The 15,604-nt window shown below is 73.9% G+C and carries 15 protein-coding genes; 4 read left to right on the forward strand and 11 right to left on the reverse strand.

The window, feature by feature from the left end; genetic code table 11:
* Positions 1–2: 2 nt before the first annotated feature.
* Complete coding sequence (locus AMK27_RS14740) at positions 3–332, forward strand: hypothetical protein (protein ID WP_073906667.1); 330 nt, start codon at positions 3–5, stop codon at positions 330–332.
* Positions 333–362: 30 nt separating this feature from the next.
* On the opposite strand, the gene AMK27_RS14745 is transcribed toward AMK27_RS14740, so the two are convergent.
* The 8 genes from AMK27_RS14745 to AMK27_RS14775 form a co-directional block, all read right to left on the reverse strand.
* Entirely contained in the window at positions 363–1,706 is a 1,344-nt protein-coding gene (locus AMK27_RS14745; protein ID WP_073906669.1) for a protein kinase domain-containing protein, read from the reverse strand.
* The gene (locus tag AMK27_RS14750) at positions 1,703–2,809 is read right to left on the reverse strand and encodes a PP2C family serine/threonine-protein phosphatase (protein WP_079188471.1); all 1,107 of its coding nucleotides are present in this window, start codon (positions 2,807–2,809) and stop codon (positions 1,703–1,705) included. The genes AMK27_RS14745 and AMK27_RS14750 overlap by 4 nt, the downstream gene beginning before the upstream one ends.
* Positions 2,806–3,471, reverse strand: a complete 666-nt coding sequence (locus AMK27_RS14755) for a vWA domain-containing protein (RefSeq protein ID WP_073907552.1) — start codon at positions 3,469–3,471, stop codon at positions 2,806–2,808. Before AMK27_RS14755 ends, AMK27_RS14750 begins: the two co-directional genes overlap by 4 nt.
* A 163-nt stretch (positions 3,472–3,634) precedes the next feature.
* A complete protein-coding gene (locus tag AMK27_RS42700; protein WP_158076921.1) occupies positions 3,635–3,793 on the reverse strand; it encodes a hypothetical protein in 159 nt (52 codons plus the stop codon).
* Positions 3,790–5,424, reverse strand: coding sequence for a TRAFAC clade GTPase domain-containing protein (locus AMK27_RS14760; protein WP_073906673.1), 1,635 nt, complete (start codon positions 5,422–5,424; stop codon positions 3,790–3,792). The genes AMK27_RS42700 and AMK27_RS14760 overlap by 4 nt, the downstream gene beginning before the upstream one ends.
* Before the next feature lie 130 nt (positions 5,425–5,554).
* Positions 5,555–8,110 (reverse strand): GTPase-associated protein 1-related protein, encoded by a 2,556-nt coding sequence (locus tag AMK27_RS14765; RefSeq protein WP_073906675.1) that lies wholly within the window; start codon positions 8,108–8,110, stop codon positions 5,555–5,557.
* A complete protein-coding gene (locus tag AMK27_RS14770) occupies positions 8,107–9,360 on the reverse strand; it encodes a TRAFAC clade GTPase domain-containing protein (protein WP_073906677.1) in 1,254 nt (417 codons plus the stop codon). Before AMK27_RS14770 ends, AMK27_RS14765 begins: the two co-directional genes overlap by 4 nt.
* 1 nt (position 9,361) lies before the next feature.
* Positions 9,362–11,761 (reverse strand): hypothetical protein, encoded by a 2,400-nt coding sequence (locus tag AMK27_RS14775; protein WP_073906679.1) that lies wholly within the window; start codon positions 11,759–11,761, stop codon positions 9,362–9,364.
* 299 nt (positions 11,762–12,060) lie between these two features.
* On the opposite strand from AMK27_RS14775, the gene AMK27_RS14780 reads away from it, so the two are divergent.
* Positions 12,061–12,537 carry an SUKH-3 domain-containing protein gene (locus tag AMK27_RS14780; RefSeq protein ID WP_073906681.1) on the forward strand — a complete coding sequence of 159 codons (477 nt, stop codon included), beginning with the start codon at positions 12,061–12,063 and terminating at the stop codon, positions 12,535–12,537.
* A 5-nt stretch (positions 12,538–12,542) separates the two neighbouring features.
* On the opposite strand, the gene AMK27_RS14785 is transcribed toward AMK27_RS14780, so the two are convergent.
* The 3 genes from AMK27_RS14785 to AMK27_RS14795 form a co-directional block, all read right to left on the reverse strand.
* Positions 12,543–13,328, reverse strand: a complete 786-nt coding sequence (locus tag AMK27_RS14785; RefSeq protein ID WP_073906683.1) for an SDR family NAD(P)-dependent oxidoreductase — start codon at positions 13,326–13,328, stop codon at positions 12,543–12,545.
* Positions 13,329–13,413: 85 nt separating this feature from the next.
* A complete protein-coding gene (locus AMK27_RS14790; RefSeq protein ID WP_073906685.1) occupies positions 13,414–13,653 on the reverse strand; it encodes a DUF397 domain-containing protein in 240 nt (79 codons plus the stop codon).
* Positions 13,650–14,483 (reverse strand): helix-turn-helix domain-containing protein, encoded by an 834-nt coding sequence (locus AMK27_RS14795; RefSeq protein WP_079188439.1) that lies wholly within the window; start codon positions 14,481–14,483, stop codon positions 13,650–13,652. Before AMK27_RS14795 ends, AMK27_RS14790 begins: the two co-directional genes overlap by 4 nt.
* Before the next feature lie 148 nt (positions 14,484–14,631).
* On the opposite strand from AMK27_RS14795, the gene AMK27_RS14800 reads away from it, so the two are divergent.
* Together AMK27_RS14800 and AMK27_RS14805 are read left to right on the forward strand one after the other, a co-directional pair.
* Positions 14,632–15,069: an ATP-binding protein gene (locus tag AMK27_RS14800; RefSeq protein ID WP_073906689.1), complete on the forward strand. Its 438-nt coding sequence runs from the start codon at positions 14,632–14,634 to the stop codon at positions 15,067–15,069.
* Between the two features lie 6 nt (positions 15,070–15,075).
* Complete coding sequence (locus AMK27_RS14805; protein ID WP_241847497.1) at positions 15,076–15,597, forward strand: DUF3592 domain-containing protein; 522 nt, start codon at positions 15,076–15,078, stop codon at positions 15,595–15,597.
* The last annotated feature ends 7 nt before the right edge of the window (positions 15,598–15,604 follow it).

Here is a 15,604-nt window from a genome sequence, read left to right on the forward strand (position 1 = left end):
GCATGAACACGTACAACTTCCACGGCCAGGTGTCCGGGAGCAACATCGGGGACAACGGCCGGGTGGAGATCCACCAGTACGGCACGGACCCGGCCAGCGCCGTGGCGATGGCGGCCCGGCTCGTCCAGTGGCTCCGCGAGCAGGAGACGGCCGCGAGCGCCGTCGCCCAGGCCGAGGCGGTGCACGGCGAACTCGTGACCGCCGAGCGCGAGGGCCGCCCCGCCGACCAGGGCCGCATCCGGTCGGCGCTCACCGCCATCGAGCCGTACGTGACCGTCGGCAGCGGCGGTCTCGCCCTGGTCCAGGGGATCGCCGGCATCGTCGGCATGTGATCCCCTGGCGGGCCGCCCGGACGGCGCGCGCTAGCGGGCGCGTACCTCCGCCTTCGCTCCGCCGTCCAGTTCGAGGGCGAGCCCGGACCGCAGCGGCACCGTCTGGCCGGGGACGACCTGCTGGGTGGTGCCGTCGGAGCGGGTGCCCGTCCAGGCCGTGGCGGACCGGTTGGCGAGGCCGTAGCGGCCCGGCTTCTGCGGATGCTCCACGAGCTCGGCCACCAGGCTCTCCTCCGAGTAGTCGTGCCGCGAGGGCTCGGGGCTCAGGTGGTGCCGGTGGATCCGCGCGGACCTGCCGAGCATGATGTGCCGCTCCGCCCTCGGCGGCGGGGTGGTCACGACGAGCCGGGGCGGCAGGACGAGGGTGCTGCGGCAGCCGTCCTTCCAGCAGGTGCCGGGCCTGGCCGAGCCCGGCTCCGTCATGTTCTCCCGGCCGCAGCTCGCGCACTCCACCACGGCGTCACGGACGGCCCGCAGCGCGTCCCGCCACTGCGACTCGCGCACCCGGGCCGACGGCTCGCGCAGACCGACCGTGAAGTTCTGCACGAACAGCGCCTGCACGGACGGCGGGACCAGCGGCCACAGGGCGAGCACGGTGGAGTGCTCGACGGGGTCCGGCCGGTTGTCCGTGTACTGCGGGTCGAACACGAACAGCGGCTCGCGGCCGTACAGCTTGCGCTCCGCGTTCTCGTCCAGGCAGTGGATGGCCAGCTCGCGGGCGCCCTTGAGCGGGTGGTGGTTCATCAGGAACATGAACAGCAGGACCGACAGCGAGTGCAGGTCGCTCTGGGTCCCCGGCTGGGCGCCCGGGTCCCCGCGGACCAGCTCGGGCGCCATGAATCCCATGGTCCCGGAGATCCCGCTCTGGTCGCCCTCCACCACCGCGTTGTCGTTGTCGCAGACCAGGACCTCGCCGGTGGCCGGGTCGAAGAAGATGTTGCCCCAGGAGATGTCCCGGTACGCGATGCCCTTGGAGTGCAGCGCCTGGTACGCCTCGACCGTGTACAGGCAGGCGGTGAGCAGGGCCCGGAAGGACGTGCTCACGGTCCGCCGGAACAGCTCGGGCAGACCGCGGAAGCGGTCGGGCCGCACGTCCATCAGATAGCCGAACCGGTCGGCTCCCGCGCTCACGAAGGCCGTGGGCCACAGGAACCTGTCGTCGTCGAAGTCACGGGTCACCAGGTCCTCCACGACCCGGCGCTGCTGCGGGGTCGCGCTGTCCGGGTAGTACCACTTGAGGGCCTTGACGCTGCCGTCGGGCAGGGAGACCCGGTACACCTCGCCCTGGCCGCCTGAGCCGAGCAGGCGGTCGACGACGATCGTCTGCCCGCCGTCCGTGGTCAGCGAGTCTCCGCTGTCGAGCATGCCGCTCATGGTCGTTCTCTCTCCTCGCAGTAGGGGATCCGCGGGTCCACAGGGCCGCTTTCCTGGCCCTGGCCCTCCGCGGCGTCGTCCCGGCTCTCGTCGGCGGCCTCGCCCCGCGCTTCCACGGAGGCTCCGGCACTCTCGCCCCCGGGGTCCGCGGAGGCTTCGGCGCCCTCCTCCGTCGCTGCCGCGGGCTCGCCTGCGGCCTCGTCCTGCGCCTCCGCCGGCGCTTCGGCGGCCCCGACGGCGGTCCCGACGGCGGTCCCGACGGTGGTCCCGTCGGCGGTGCCGCCGTCGGCACGGCGGGCCAGCACCAGGGTGGTGTCGTCGCCCGAGTGCCGGGACGCCTCGGCCAGCCACCCGGGGATGTCCTCGGAGACACCGGGCACGCCCCGCTCGGTCAGCCGCCGGTGCAGTCCGGCCGCGAACTCGGTGAAGCCCTCGTCCGAGACGAAGCTCTTCGACAGGCCGTCCGTGGACAGGGCCACCAGCCGGGGAGCCCGTGCCGGATCGGGCAGCGGCTCCCAGTGCACACGGACCGACCGCCATGCGTTGCGCATGCACAACGAGGCGGTCTCGTCCCCGAGTTCGGCCCGGGCGGGGGCGAGCGGCAGCCGGACCTCGCCGTCGCCGTCCACCACGGTCAGCTCGCCGTCGCCCAACTGCCAGGCGACGAAGAGGTCCGGGGTGAGGACCGCGCCGATCAGCGTCGACCCGTACAGCCGCAGGATCGGCCCCGGGGACTTCGGGTCCTCGTCCGGGGTGGGATCACGCTCCCAGTGGCGGAGGACCTCGCTCTGCCAGTCCCTGACCAGCCGCTCCGGCAGGCCGATCCGGGCGTAGTCGCGCAGCCTCCCGCGCCAGCCGGCCCGGTCGCGGTCGGCCACCGACGTCACGAACTCGCGTGCGCGGTTGGCGAAGAGGTCCGTCGCGTAGTGCGCTCCGACGTGGCTCCGCGGGTAGGAGGCCGAGCCGTGCCCGTCCGCGACGGTGAGGATCAGCGGATCCCGGGCGGTGCCGGCGCCCTGGACCAGGCACCGGTCCTGGTTCCGCGCCTTGTTGACGCCCTGGATGCTCTCGTGGAAGGTCTCCCAGGCCGGTGGGGCGCTCACCACACGTCGTCTTCGTCGTCGTCGGCGAGGACGGGCGGCGCGTACGGCGCGGCCTTGACGGTGGGGTCGGTCGATCCGGCCACCGGCTGCGAGGCCGCCTTGACGGCCGCCGTCGAGGCCCAGCGGATGGCGGCCGCCAGCTGCTTGGGGCTGTTCGCGTCGAGCGGGCGCAGCTCCGGATTGGCTAGGAACTCCTGGAGCACGCTGCGGTCGGCGTCGGAACCGATCGCGATGGCGACCCGGACCGCCTTGCGGCCCCACGGGGTGGCCTCGATCGCCTTGAGCCCGGCGCGCCAGTCGTCCGTCGGCACGCCGTCCGAGACCAGGGCGATCACCGGCTTGAGGGCCCGCTCGGGCATCGGCGGGGTACGCAGCTCCCCGGCCACCAGCTGGAGGGCCTCGCCCAGGTTGGTCGTGCCGTCGGGCTGCACGTCCTGCCAGGTGAAGTCGTCCACCGGGACGGGGTCCTTGTGGTGCCAGCGGGCGGTGGTGGAGAAGGTGATCGTGCGCAGCAGCAGCTGGGCGGCCGGGTTGTCGTGCGCCACCGAGCGCATCTCCGGGATCGCCTCCCGGATCGCGTAGTTCAGCTGCCCGATCTTCTCGCCGAGCATCGAGTACGAGCAGTCGAGCAGCCAGATGAAGTGCACCGGGCGGTTCGCCATGGGGCCGCCGGGGATCTCGGTCACGAGAATCCTCCTGAGGGTGGGTGGGGTGGGAATCGGACGAAGGAAGCCAATGAAGGCAAGGAAGCGAAGGAGGGACGGGGAGGGGAGGTCCGGCAGAGCGGTGGCGCGGCCGGGGGCCGGGTCTCCTGCCTGCGGGCGGTCACCGCTCCTCCCACAGCAGCCGCACCTCCTCGACGACGCCGGGCAGCGCGTACACGACGCCGTACGCGGCCGCCCCGAACACGAGGACGCAGGCCGTCACGAACAGCGCCATGACCGCCTTGCGGGACCGCGCCACGCGCGGGGTCACCACCGTCATCCCTGTCGAACCCCCTGCTTCCTCGTGTCGGTGCGGCGTCCCTGGCGGGGGACCGGTCCCCGCGACTCGACCAGTGCGGCGACCCGCAGTCCCGAGCGGGCGAGCAGCCAGAGGACCGGCTCCGCCGCCCGCCGCCGCTCGCTGTCCAGGGCTCCGGTGCCGGTGGCCGCAGAGGCGCTGACCGCCCAGAAGCCGGTCGCCTTGAAATCGTGGGTGAAGCCGCGGACGAGCCCGCCGAGGCCGATGGCGCCGAGCCATTCGTCGACCCGGGCCCCCGGAGCGGGCAGCGCCTCGATGCGGTCGAGCACGTCCCGCTTGGTGACCACCACGGCCACGGGGAGGTCGCCGCGGCCGCCGGTCAGCGCGGCGAGTTCGCCGGTGAGCCCCTGGTAGGTGTCGACGGGCCCCTGGGCCGCCGGGCGGGCCCCGTCGGCGAGGGTGTCGTCGGCGCCGTGCAGGGCGCGCCGTACCGTACGGTCGGCCAGCACGTCGACGACGAAGAGGACGCCGTCGGCGTGCGCGAGGTACTGCTGTTCACGGACCCGGTCGGCCTGCTCCAGGGACTCGCCCATGGGGTCGTAGAGGTACAGCAGGCGCCGTCGCCGTCCCCGGCCGACCAGGATCATCCAGGCCCGCTGGTCGCCCTGCGTCTTGTTGGCCCAGTCGTTCCGGTCGAGCTGCCGGTCCAGCGCCTCGCCGTCCTGCTGGTCGGCGTCCGAGGCGAACTCCATGGTGAGGTTCCCGCGCTCCGACCAGGAGCGCAGCCCCGCCACGACGGCCGCGACGAGCATCGTCTTGCCCGAGGAGGAACCGCCGATCAGCGGGACGTGGACCACCCGCGTGGTCCCCACCGACGGCGGCAGAGGCCGTGCGCAGGAGGGACATTCGGCCGGTGTCCGGCCGCGGCCCGAGAGGAGCGAGGAGGGGAGCCGGGCGCCGCACCGGCAGGCGTGCCGGAACACTCCGTGCCGCCCGGGCCGCAGCGCCGTGTGGACCGCGCGGCACTGCGGGCACGGGTGGGCGGCCAGCGGGAAGGGACGGTGGCAGCGCGGGTGCGGGCAGACCGTGCGTACGCCGCGCAGCAGCAGCCAGACCCGCTCGGCGCCCCGTACGACGGCGACGGTCAGCCACCAGGACGCCCACACGAGGGCGACGAGGGCGCAGAACACGACGAGCACGAGGGTGTGCAGGGCGGTGGCCAGCAGTGCGGCGGCGGTCGCGCCGACCGCGGTGCCCGGCGCCACGAGCCGCATGACCAGGCGGGTGAAGGCGTTCGCGCCCCGCCGGTTCGTGCCCGGCCGCCGGCCCAGGAAGAGCCGCCCGGCGACGGTGGCCATCCAGTGCGACCGCCACAGCGTCCACAGCGCCCGGTAGGAGCGGCCGACGGCGCCGCCCGTGTCGATCCAGGACTGCGCGGGCCAGTACGACGGGTGGGCGGGTTCCGTACCGATCGTGAGGACCCGGCTGTCCGCCCGTCCAGCCCGGAAGGGGCCGAGTGCCCGTCCCGCGCTCCGGCCGGCGGTGGCCAGGAAGACCCAGAACGCGTAGGCGACGCAGACCAGCAGGGCCGTCGCGGCCCAGAACGCCACGAGCGCGTCGATGACCGTCCCGGTGAGATCGTCCCCCGTCATGCCGGCCACCTCCTCGTCGCGGAATCGTCTGCCGGTACTCCTGCCGGTGCTCCGGCCGTGTCGCCCGCAGCCCGTTCATCCGTCGCCGGTGTGTCGGTCGTCGGCTCCCCCGACATCCGTCCTCGCGCCGTCATCGGCCCTGCTTCCCCTCGGGCGGTGCGACATCGCCCCGCCAGGGGGACGAGGGCGTCGCCGGTTTGCGCCCGCGCCGCCGGAAGAGCCGGCCGATACCGCCCGCGGGCCGGTTCCACTCCTGGAACTCGGCCGCGCGGTTCGCCGACGCCCGACCGACGGCCTGCTCGACCGAGAAGACCTCCCCGTCGGTGAAGCCCTGCACGACCGGGCGCAGCACCTCGTCGAGGAGCGCCCGGCGCGTCAGGTCCCACCGGGGGCTCGCCCCGGCGTGGGAGGTCCAGTCGACGAAGCAGTCCGCCACACGGCCGGGATTCCCGCGCAGCACGTTGCGGAAGACCGGCGTACGGGCCGCCGAGGCGTAGGCGTCGATGAGCTCGCCGTCGTCGCTGCGGGCCAGCTCCCCGAGTTCACCGCCCGGTCGCTCCGGGCCCACGAGACGTCGGGCCAGCGCGGCCGTGGCGCGGTTCCGGACGTTCGGGCGCGTGGAGTCGGCGAGCGCCCGGACCCGGGCCGTCCAGCCGTGCGCGGCGGGGTCGGCCCCGCTCGTCCGTTCCTCCATGTCGTGGACGAGCGACAGCATCCTCAGGTCGTCCAGGACCGAACGCCCGACGGCGTCGGGCGCGGCGGCCAGCAGCTGCCGGGCGAGCAGCGGGGCCTCCTTGTCGTCGGCGGGCGCGTCGACGGCGGCGGTCACCAGGTGGTCCCAGGTGCCGGCGTCGATGTGCGGCCGGGCTCCGGTCTCGTGGAGGAGCTGGGACGCCTCGGCCGCCGTCGGCGCGCGGTCGTCCCAGACCAGCGCGAAGGCCGTGCGCAGCACGAGGGGGTTCGCGAGGTGCGGCACCTCGGCGATCCGGAGCAGTTTGTGCAGTTCGCCGTTGCGTTCGCGGACCCATGCCTGCTCCCGCTCGCGGTCCCGTACCGTGGTCCCGCCGGCGGCCCGTCCGCCGGCCTGTTCGGCGCTCGCCGGGGTTCCGGGCCGGAGCGCCGGGGCCGCCGCGCACATCCGCAGGTGGGGCAGCGTCCCGGGCGGCCCGTCGACCGGGAGCCGGGCGTCCCGCAGGGCGCGGGCGACGCCCGGCGGGTCGTCGGCCGCCCGGTCCTCCAGGAGGACGGAGACCCGGTCGCGCAGGGCGTCGGACTCGGTGAGCGCGTCCCGCACCGCCTCCGTGGTGGCGGTGCCGGGCCGGCTGAGGAGGCCGTCGCGGAACCGCTCGGCGAGGTCGACCGTCAGGTCGCCGTACGCCACGTCGAGCAGCCGGGCCACCCGCAGCAGTTCGACGACCCGGACCAGCGGGGTGAGCGGGTCCCGGAGCACCCGGCGCAGCTCCTCGCCGGACTCGGCGGCCAGGTCGCTCCGGTACGGCTCGGGCAGCGCCTCGGGCGGCAGCGGCGGAAGCTGCGCCCCGCCGCCTACGGCCCGGCTGACGAGCCGCGCGGTGAGCGGCGCCGTCAGCGCGGCGGGGACGCTGCCGTGCAGTGCGGCCAGGAGGTCGGCCAGGGCGTCCGAGGGGAGTTCGGGCGCGCCGGGGGCGCTGTCGCAGACGGCCTTGAGGAAGCCGGTGAGCGTCGGCTCGTCCAGGGCGCCGCGGTGGGCGCGTACCCAGGCGACCGCGTCGGCCCGGGTGTCCTCGGGGACCGGGATGCCGCGCGCCAGGGCGAGCGCGGCCAGCGGACCCGACGCGAACGGCTCCGCGCCGGCCGTCTGGGCGGCCTGCCGGATCAGCCCGTACGCGTCGGCGGCCCAGACGGCCGCCGCGAGGCGTGCCCAGGCGTCGGCCACCGGCGGCGGGGCAGCCGAGGGATCGGAGCAGTCGTGCACGCTGTACCGGTGCGGCTGCCCGGACACGGACCTGACGTCCTCCGGGCGGACGCCGATGATCTGCTGGCGGGCCTGCTGCGGGCGCCGGGTGTACGTGGTGAACGTCAGGCCGCGGGCGAACGCGTGGGGCAGCGCGGCGTTCGCCAGCATCACCCAGTGGGCGACCCGCCGGGTGTCCTCCTCGGCCAGGACGATCTGCGGGGCGTGCGGGGACTCGGCGAGGCGCCGCAGATCGGCCAGCACGGCCGCGAGCCGGGGCTGCCGTTCGGCGGCGAACGCCGCGAGCTCCGCCTGGAGTCCGGCCGAGTGCACCGGCGTGAAGGCGTCGAGCGGCGGCGGTGTGCCCTCCTCGGGGGAGTGGTCCGCCCACTGCGGGGCGCCCCACGCGGCGATCGGCGGCAGGTCGCCGGGCAGCCGGTCGCCGGCCGTCAGGTGGACGGCGTGGGCGTGGAAGTTCCCCCACCGTCCGCTGTAGTCGGCGCCCGTGTACACGGTGCGGCTGAGGAGTCCGCTGCCGTCGGAGAGCCTGGTGTAGCTGAACATCTCGGGGAACAGGGCGAGGTCCGAGGGCGTGGGACGCGACGGGGCGTCCCGGGGCGGCTCGTACCCGACGAGCTGTTCGGCCTCGCGGAGCACGGACGACGGGACGCCAGGCGTGACCGCGGTGAACCGGAAGCCGGAGCCGTCCGGTCCGGGCGGCGCCGACGTGTAGTGCATCTGGGGCAGGCTCATGCCGGGGACTCCCCCTTGGGGCCGCCGTCGCGCGGCGGTTTGGCGACCGGGATCAGGCCGCGCCGTCCGAGGAGCCACAGGATCGGGTCCTCGACGCGCAGGGGCTGGGGTCCGGACTTGGGCGCGTCGGCGGGGGCCTCGGCGGGCGGCGGGGAGCCGAGCGCGGACAGGCCGAAGAGGGACACCGTGGAGAAGTCCCTCTCCAGCTGCCGCCAGAGCGCCCCCGAGTCCCAGCCCTCCATCAGCGACCTGATCTCCTCGTGGACGGCGAGCCGGTCGGCCTCGTCGAACCGGCCGCCGGAGTGCGGGGTGTTGCGCAGCAGCGGGGAGTGCGGGTCGACCAGCGAGCGCAGGGTGTCCGTCTTGGTGACGGCGACGGCGAGCGGTGTGTCCACCCGGCCGCGCGAGCCGCCCCTGCGGTGCGAGCGCAGCTGGGTGGCGACGTCGGCGGCGATCTGCAGGGCCGGGGTCTCGCGGGAGGGCAGCGGCGGCCCGCCTCCCTCGGGCAGCGCGTCCCGCACCGCCCCCATCTGCAGCGGGTCGACGAGCAGGACGATGCCGTCGGCCGCGCTCAGGTACTGGGTGTAGCGGGTCATGGACTCGGCCGACTTGAGGTCCTCGCCGGCCGCGTCGAAGAAGACGAGCGCCGTGTGCCGGCTGCCCTGGCGGCCCTGCCTCGGCAGGCTCAGCCGGTAGAGCAGCGGGTCGTTGAACCCGGTCGCGGCGGGCCGGGTCGCGCCGGGCAGCCGCAGCCGCTCGTACAGGTCCTCCGCCATCTCGCGGTCACGGTTCTGGCTCTCGTCGCCCATCGCGGCGAGCGCCGCCCCGTACGCCTGCCCGACCCGGTGCCTCAACTCGTTCACGAGGACCGACACGTAGGTGCTCTTGCCGGACGCCTTCGCGCCGATGAGGGCGATGATCCGGCTGTCCTGGGCGCAGTAGTCGCTGGGCAGGTCGCTGTGGCAGGCCGCGCACACCCGCACCGGCGTGGCCACTCCGCAGCGCGGGCACTCGGCGCGCCCGCCGCCTCCGCCGCGCAGCCGGACGAGCCCGCCGGGCGCGGCGAACACCGGACCCCTCATGTACGCGGCGGGCGGCGCCGCGGCGCCCGTGAAGCTCGCCCATAGGTCGTCCCGTTCGGGGTCGCAGGGGGTGCCCCCGCGCAGTCCGGTACGGGACATGAGACAGCGGTACGGGAGGCGCGAGGCCTGGGAACGGTCGAAGCAGTACGGGCAGATCACCGTCGTCATGTCAGCGCACCACCAGGGTCGAGAGGGCGGGTTCTTCGAGGCGTACGGAGCCGGCGTGCCGGCCGGCCAGGAACGCACGCAGGGCATAGGGCGGCCGGAGCGGTCCGGCGGGCAGTTCACGGACCGTGCGCGGCGAGGCGGCCAGCTCCGCCCCGGTCAGCCGGACGAGGACGTCACCGTCCTCGGGGTGCCGGGGGCGCGCGGTGGCGGCGTCGCCGGCGCGGCCGACGAGCACGAGGTCGGGGAGGCCGGGGTGGTCGGAAGGGTCGGGGAGGTCGGAGGGGTCGGGGAGGCCGGAGCGGGACGCGGTGTCCGGCGTGCCCGCTCCGTCGGGGTCGGGGGAGGAGCCGGGGAGGCCCGCCCCCGCAGCCGCCCCCACCCCTGTCACCGTCACCTCGACCGCCTCGGCCGTCGCCCTGCGCGCGAGCCCCCGGCGCCGGGTCACCAGCCGGAACGAGACGACGACATCGCCGGGGAGGTCGAGCACGGCGGGGGCCCGCCGGACGACGACGGTCGGCTCGGTGGCTCCTGCGGTCGGGTCCGCGGCTCCGGCGGCGTCCACGGCGGGCGCCGCGGCCGCGGAGTCCTGCGGGGGCGGCCCGCCGGGCCGCTCGTGGCGGGAGGCGGCGCGCACCCCGATCCGGACGGCGGCCGGACCGATCGGCAGCCGCAGCCCCTCCCGGAGGTACCGGGAGCGGCTGACCCGGGAGCGGTCCCGGGCGCCCGCCTGCTCCCACTCGACCTCCACCGACCCTGCGTCGGACGGCCAGTCGAAGACGAGCCGCACCTGTCCGTCGTGCTCGCGCAGTCCCCGGAGGCCGGTCACCGGCGCCGGGATGTCGACGCGGACGGCGGGGCCGACGACGGCCCGTTCCCCGCGCACGGCGACCGCGACGACCCGCCCGCTGAAGGCGGAGGGCGGGGCCACCGGGTGGGCGGTGCCGTACACGGCCCAGGGGAGCGCGGCCGGCAGGGCGTCGGTGGGCAGACCGGTGCCTTCGGGCGGCGCCCCCGCCGGGTCGCTCCAGGTCACGAGGCGCACTTCGGCGCCGTCCGCACCGGCGCCGGCGAAGCGGACACCTCCCTCGGGGTCCGGTTCGGCGGTGAGCGCGGTGACCGCCTCCGGCCACGCGTGGACGACACCGGCGGCCCGCGCCCCGGCGGACTCCACCTCGCGGCCCTCGGGAGAGGAGTGGTGGCAGACGACGCGGACGAGGTAGGAGCCGGGGCGGAGTCCGGTGAAGGTGTACGTGTCCTCGTGTGCGCCCGCGTCGTGACGCGCGAGCACCTTCCCGCCGGGCTCCGGGCCGTCGGCGGCGTGCAGGAGGACCGTCGCACGGGCGGTGCCGGGCGGGAGGTTCCAGCGGGCCGTGAGCCGCGCGGGCGCGTCGGTGACGGTGAGGTCCTCGGCGTCGGGGGCGACCAGAAGCGGCGCCGAGACCAGCGGCGGGCCGTCGGGGACGCCGTCGAGCAGCGGGAACACCGCGTACCGCACCAGGGTTCCGCGCCGGGCGCCGTGGTCGACGGCCGTCCCCCGGGCGCCGGGCGCCGGGGAGGTCACGGGGACGACGGCCGGCCGGTCCGTGCCGCGGGTGAGGCGGACCGCGCGCCAGCTCCGTCCGTCCGGCACCGGCCACGCGAGGAGGACCCGGTCACCGGAGAGCCGGGCCGTCAGCGGGGCGGCCTCGGGGCGCCGGGGGCGCTCCAGCATGATCAGGCCGCGTGTCGCCGTGTCGTCGTCGGCGGCTGTCCGGAGGGCGTCGAGGTAGTGCGTACGGGCCGGTTCCGTGTCCTGGGCGGCACGTGCGGCGGCGAGGGAGCGGTCGCAGCGGCCGAGGCGGCGGCCCAGCCGGGAGGCGAGGTGCGCGAGCGCCGGGTCGGCGCGGACGACGGCGGGGCCCACCGCGTCGAGGGCTCGTGCCGCGGCCCGTAACCGGCGCTGCTGCCAGAGCCCGCCGAGGGACTCGGCGGCCTTGCGCTGCCGTGCGTCGAGGACGGGCAGGGCGGCGACGGCCAGTTCGAGGAGGGCCGCCTCGGCCGGATCGAGCCCGGAGGCCTTCCGCCGGAATCCCGACTCCTGAAGGAGTCCGATCAGTTGGTGGAGCAGAACGCGCCGCAGGGCGGACGCGTCGCGGGTCTGGATGTCGGCGAGGAGCCTCAGGAGGGGTCCCCGCGACGGGTTCGCGTCGGCGAGGGCACGCAGTCGGGCCGCACCGAGGTGGTGGCGCCTGTTCCCGACGCACAGGAAGAGGCCGTCCAGGACGGACAGCGTCTCACGGTCCCCGACCAGAATCTCTCCGAAGTGCGCCAGCCCGGCGGCGTACTGAAGGCGCATCAGCTCGCCGTACTCGGGCGCGATCGGGGCGAGGGGTAAGGAGCCCAGTGCGCCGGGCAGCCCCAAGCCTTCTCCGAACCCCCGTCGCATCCCCGTCCCTCGTGCAAGATCGTCCGGCTACCCGCCGGGGGTACATCTCAGCAGAAGTCGTGGCGCTGTGCAGGGAGTTTCGGTCTATTACCGCATGCGCCGGGATGGCTACGCAGCGTGCCGGCACGGTTCGTCGTGGCTGGTCGAGGGCGTGGCGGCCCTACCGCGGAGGTCGCCGCGGACGGCTCCCTGACGCCCCGCAAGGACAAGCCCGTTCTGCGCCCGGCCGCGCGGGACAACTACGATCATCCGTGGATCAAGGTGAGGAGCCTCCTTTGCCCCATCTCAGAGTTCCGGCGGACGTCGACGCCTGGTTCGCCGAATACGGCTGGTCTCCCGGCCGGAACGTGGCCGAGCAGGCTTCGGCGTTCGCAGAGGAGGCCGTCGAGGAGAGCCGGAAGCGCGGGTTCCCGGTCGTGCCGTTCCCCGCCGCGACGGACTTCCTCGCCGAGCACGTCGGGCTCCGGGTGATGCACGACGTCCAGCGTGACGACTACGTCGACTTCAGGACCGCTCCCGTCTGGGGCCATCTCTTCGAGGACATGGCGGAGCTGAGCCGCAGGCTGGACGTGCGGCTTTTCCCGATCGGCTGGGACTCCACGGACGGTGAGGTGTACGTCATCGACGAGCGGGGCCGGTTCTTCTGCATGCACCACACCGGCGACTACTTCATGGGAACCGGCAAGCACGAGGCGATGATCGGCCTCTACCGGTTTCCCATGCGGGACGCGGAGGACTTCTACGTCGTCTGAACCGATCAGTGGACGGAGAAGCCGCCGTCCACGAAGAGGGACTGGCCCGTGACGTACGCGGACGAGGTGCTCGCCAGGAAGACGGCCGCGCCCGCGAAGTCCTCGGCGAGGCCGTTGCGGCCGACCATCGTGCGGGCCGCCAGCGCGGCCACCTTCTCCGGGTCGGAGGAGAGCCGCTCGTTGAGCGGGGTCATCACGAAGCCCGGGACCAGGGTGTTGACCGTGACGCCGTACGGGGACCAGGCCTCCGCCTGTGAACGGGCCAGGGACTCCAGGGCGCCCTTGGACACCCCGTACGCGCCGCTCTGCACGAACGCGCGGTGCGCCTGCTGGGACGTGATGTGGATGATCCGCCCGAAGCCGCGCTCGGCCATGCCGGGACCGAAGCGCCGACCGAGCAGGAAGGGCGCCTCCAGGTTCACCGTCATGGTGGTGTCCCAGACCTCGTCGGAGAGGTCGTTCAGCGGGGGACGGAGGTTGATGCCGGCCGAGTTGACCAGGATGTCCGGCTCGCCGAACACCGCGGCCGCTTCCTCGGCTCCCGCCTTGATGCCCGCACGGGTGCTCAGGTCGGCGCTCACCCAGGAGGCCCGGCAGCCGTCGGCCGTCAGCTCGTCGACGGCCGCGACGAGCTCCGCCTCCTTGCGCGCGATCACCACGACGCTGGCCCCGGCCCGGGCGAGGGCCCCGGCGATGGCCCGACCGATGCCGGAACTGCCGCCGGTGACGAGGGCGGTGCGGCCGTCGAGGGAGAAGAGGTCGGAGAGGTAACCGCCGGGCGTCGTGCTCATCTGGTCTGTGCTCCTCGCGTCGTGCGTGTACCAGCCCGTCCGCGTGCGGTGGAGGGCGGGTACACGCATCCTGACACAGGGGTTCTCAGGCCAGACGGGCGAGGAACTCCGTCCAGGTGGCGGGGGCCAGCGTGAGCTGAGGACCCTCGGGTCGCTTGGAGTCGCGGACGTGGACGGTGGAGGGACAGGTGGCGATCTCGACGCAGTCGCCGTCGCCACCGCTGCTGTAGCTGGACTTGTGCCAGGCGAGGGCGACTTCTACGCAGTTGTCGCCGTCACCGCTGCTGTAGCTGCTCTTGAACCAGGCCAGTTCAGTGGTGCTCATAGCGCTCCTCGGATCTCCCGCAACAGACTCACGGACTCCTCAGGGGACAGAGCCTGTGCTCGCATCCTGGCATATCGCTGCTGGAGGATGCTGACCACTTTGGGGTCGGAGATGAGTTGGCCGGTGCCCTGCCCCTCGCTGTACGCGTACCAGGCGTTTTCCTCGGTCTCCAGGAGACACAAGGGGCCACCGAGACCCGCGTGGTACCCGCGGGACTGCGCCATGATCTGGATGTCGATGTTGCGCCGCTTATTGAGTTCGATGATGCGGTCGATCTGCTCACGCATGACCTCCGGGGCGGCCACCTGGCGACGCAGCGCGTGCTCCTCGATGATGAAGCTGTAGATCGTCTCCCGGCGCTCCGTGAGAATGCTCGCTCGCTCCACGCGCGTGACCAGGTTCGACTCGATCTTGTCCTCGCTCATCGCCGGGATTTGCTCCTCGAAGAGCGTCCGGGCGTACGCGGGCGTCTGGAACAGGCCCGGGACGAGCCGGTTCTCGTAGGTGTACAGAGTCACCGCTAGGGGCTCCAGTTCCGCCCACCCCTCGAACCACTTCGCCAGCCCCGCCCTCCGGGTCAGGTGCTTGGCCGCCGCCCGGATCACCCCGAACGCATCCAACCGCTCCTCCGCGCGGTCCACGAACTCCTTCGACGGCAGGCGTCGACCCTGTTCGATCGAGGCGATCATCGGGACCGAGTAGCCCACCTGCGGGGCGAACTGTTCCTGGGTCAGGCTCGCGCGTTTGCGGAGAACCTTGACCACCTCCCCGAAAGCCTTCAGGCTCTCCGACGTCTCCGGTTCGCTGCCCTTCGGAACCTCGTCCGTCACCCCGCCACCTCCGTACCCGTGTGCTCGCGCTGAACGGAACAAGGCTCACTGATAGTTACGAGTACAGTCCAGAGTGTGAACCCGTACGCTGCGCAGCGTACGGGTTTCTGAGCTGGTAACTACTGTCGGGCGGCGTCACATTGGCCCCATGACCTCCCCCGCAACCCGCGAAGCGCCCGTCACCGTACGTGTGTTCACCCAGCGCTTCAGCTCGACCCCGCGCGGCGCGCGTCTCGCCCGTCGGCTTGCCCTCCACCAGCTCGACCGCTGGAAGATTCCCTACGGCTCCGAGACCTCCGACACCGTCGCGCTTCTCGTCGCCGAACTCGCCGCCAACGCCGTCACCCACGGCCGGCTGCCCGGGCGCGACTTCGAGCTGACGCTCACGTACGCGCCCGGGCTGCAGCTGCGGATCGACGTCTCCGACACCCGGGGCGAACGCCGGCCGTCCGCCGCCGTCCCCGGTCTCCTCGACGAGGGCGGCCGCGGTCTGCTCCTCGTCGATGCGCTGGCGTCCCGGTGGTCGGTGCTCGACCGCGTGCCGGTCGGGAAGACCGTGCGGGCCGAGCTCGAGCTCGGCTCCTGACGTACCTTGATCGGCAAGGAACAACCGGAGGAGGCGCGCGACTTGGACGTTCAGGCGAAGGCAGGCGAGGGGGGCCTGGGGCCGCGGGTGGCCGTCGGGTTCGCGCTGGTGCTCACGCTGGTGCTGGGGGCTCTGTCGGGGCTCGTGATGTATCCGGCGGCCCAGCACCTGCGCTCTCTCCAGGACGGGCCGCAGGCCGACGCGACGCTCGTGGCCGCCGGCTCGGGATGCTTCCTGGGGGGATGCAAGGTCAGGTTCGAGGCCGAAGGGCGGACCGTGGTGGCGAACCTCCCTGTGGGGAGCGGCCACGGGGACGACCTGGCCGGTGAACGTCTGACCGTCCGGTACCGGGAGGGCGATCCGCAGGTGGTCGCTTCCCAGGACGACGTCGGTGGCGGTGGACCGGCCCTGCTCACCGTCCTGTTTGGTGCCAGTGCCGTGCTGTTCCTGCTGGCGCTGGTGTGGTCGACGGTCACCCTGCGGCGGCAGCGGCGCGCGGAGGCCGTCCAGCCTGCCGTTCCCGTCTGAGCGGGTG

Origin of the sequence: Streptomyces sp. CB02009 (genome assembly GCF_001905825.1) — a bacterium.
Taxonomy (GTDB): Bacteria; Actinomycetota; Actinomycetes; order Streptomycetales; family Streptomycetaceae; genus Streptomyces.

Excerpts from the sequence above, each read along its gene's own strand:
- AMK27_RS14765 (WP_073906675.1), bottom strand. The coding sequence starts at position 8,110 with ATGAGCCTGCCCCAGATGCACTACACGTCGGCGCCGCCCGGACCGGAC.
- AMK27_RS14740 (WP_073906667.1), top strand. The coding sequence starts at position 3 with ATGAACACGTACAACTTCCACGGCCAGGTGTCCGGGAGCAACATCGGG.
- AMK27_RS14800 (WP_073906689.1), top strand. The coding sequence starts at position 14,632 with ATGACCTCCCCCGCAACCCGCGAAGCGCCCGTCACCGTACGTGTGTTC.
- AMK27_RS14770 (WP_073906677.1), bottom strand. The coding sequence starts at position 9,360 with ATGACGACGGTGATCTGCCCGTACTGCTTCGACCGTTCCCAGGCCTCG.
- AMK27_RS14760 (WP_073906673.1), bottom strand. The coding sequence starts at position 5,424 with ATGACGGGGGACGATCTCACCGGGACGGTCATCGACGCGCTCGTGGCG.
- AMK27_RS42700 (WP_158076921.1), bottom strand. The coding sequence starts at position 3,793 with ATGACGGTGGTGACCCCGCGCGTGGCGCGGTCCCGCAAGGCGGTCATG.
- AMK27_RS14755 (WP_073907552.1), bottom strand. The coding sequence starts at position 3,471 with ATGGCGAACCGCCCGGTGCACTTCATCTGGCTGCTCGACTGCTCGTAC.
- AMK27_RS14785 (WP_073906683.1), bottom strand. The coding sequence starts at position 13,328 with ATGAGCACGACGCCCGGCGGTTACCTCTCCGACCTCTTCTCCCTCGAC.
- AMK27_RS14745 (WP_073906669.1), bottom strand. The coding sequence starts at position 1,706 with ATGAGCGGCATGCTCGACAGCGGAGACTCGCTGACCACGGACGGCGGG.
- AMK27_RS14790 (WP_073906685.1), bottom strand. The coding sequence starts at position 13,653 with ATGAGCACCACTGAACTGGCCTGGTTCAAGAGCAGCTACAGCAGCGGT.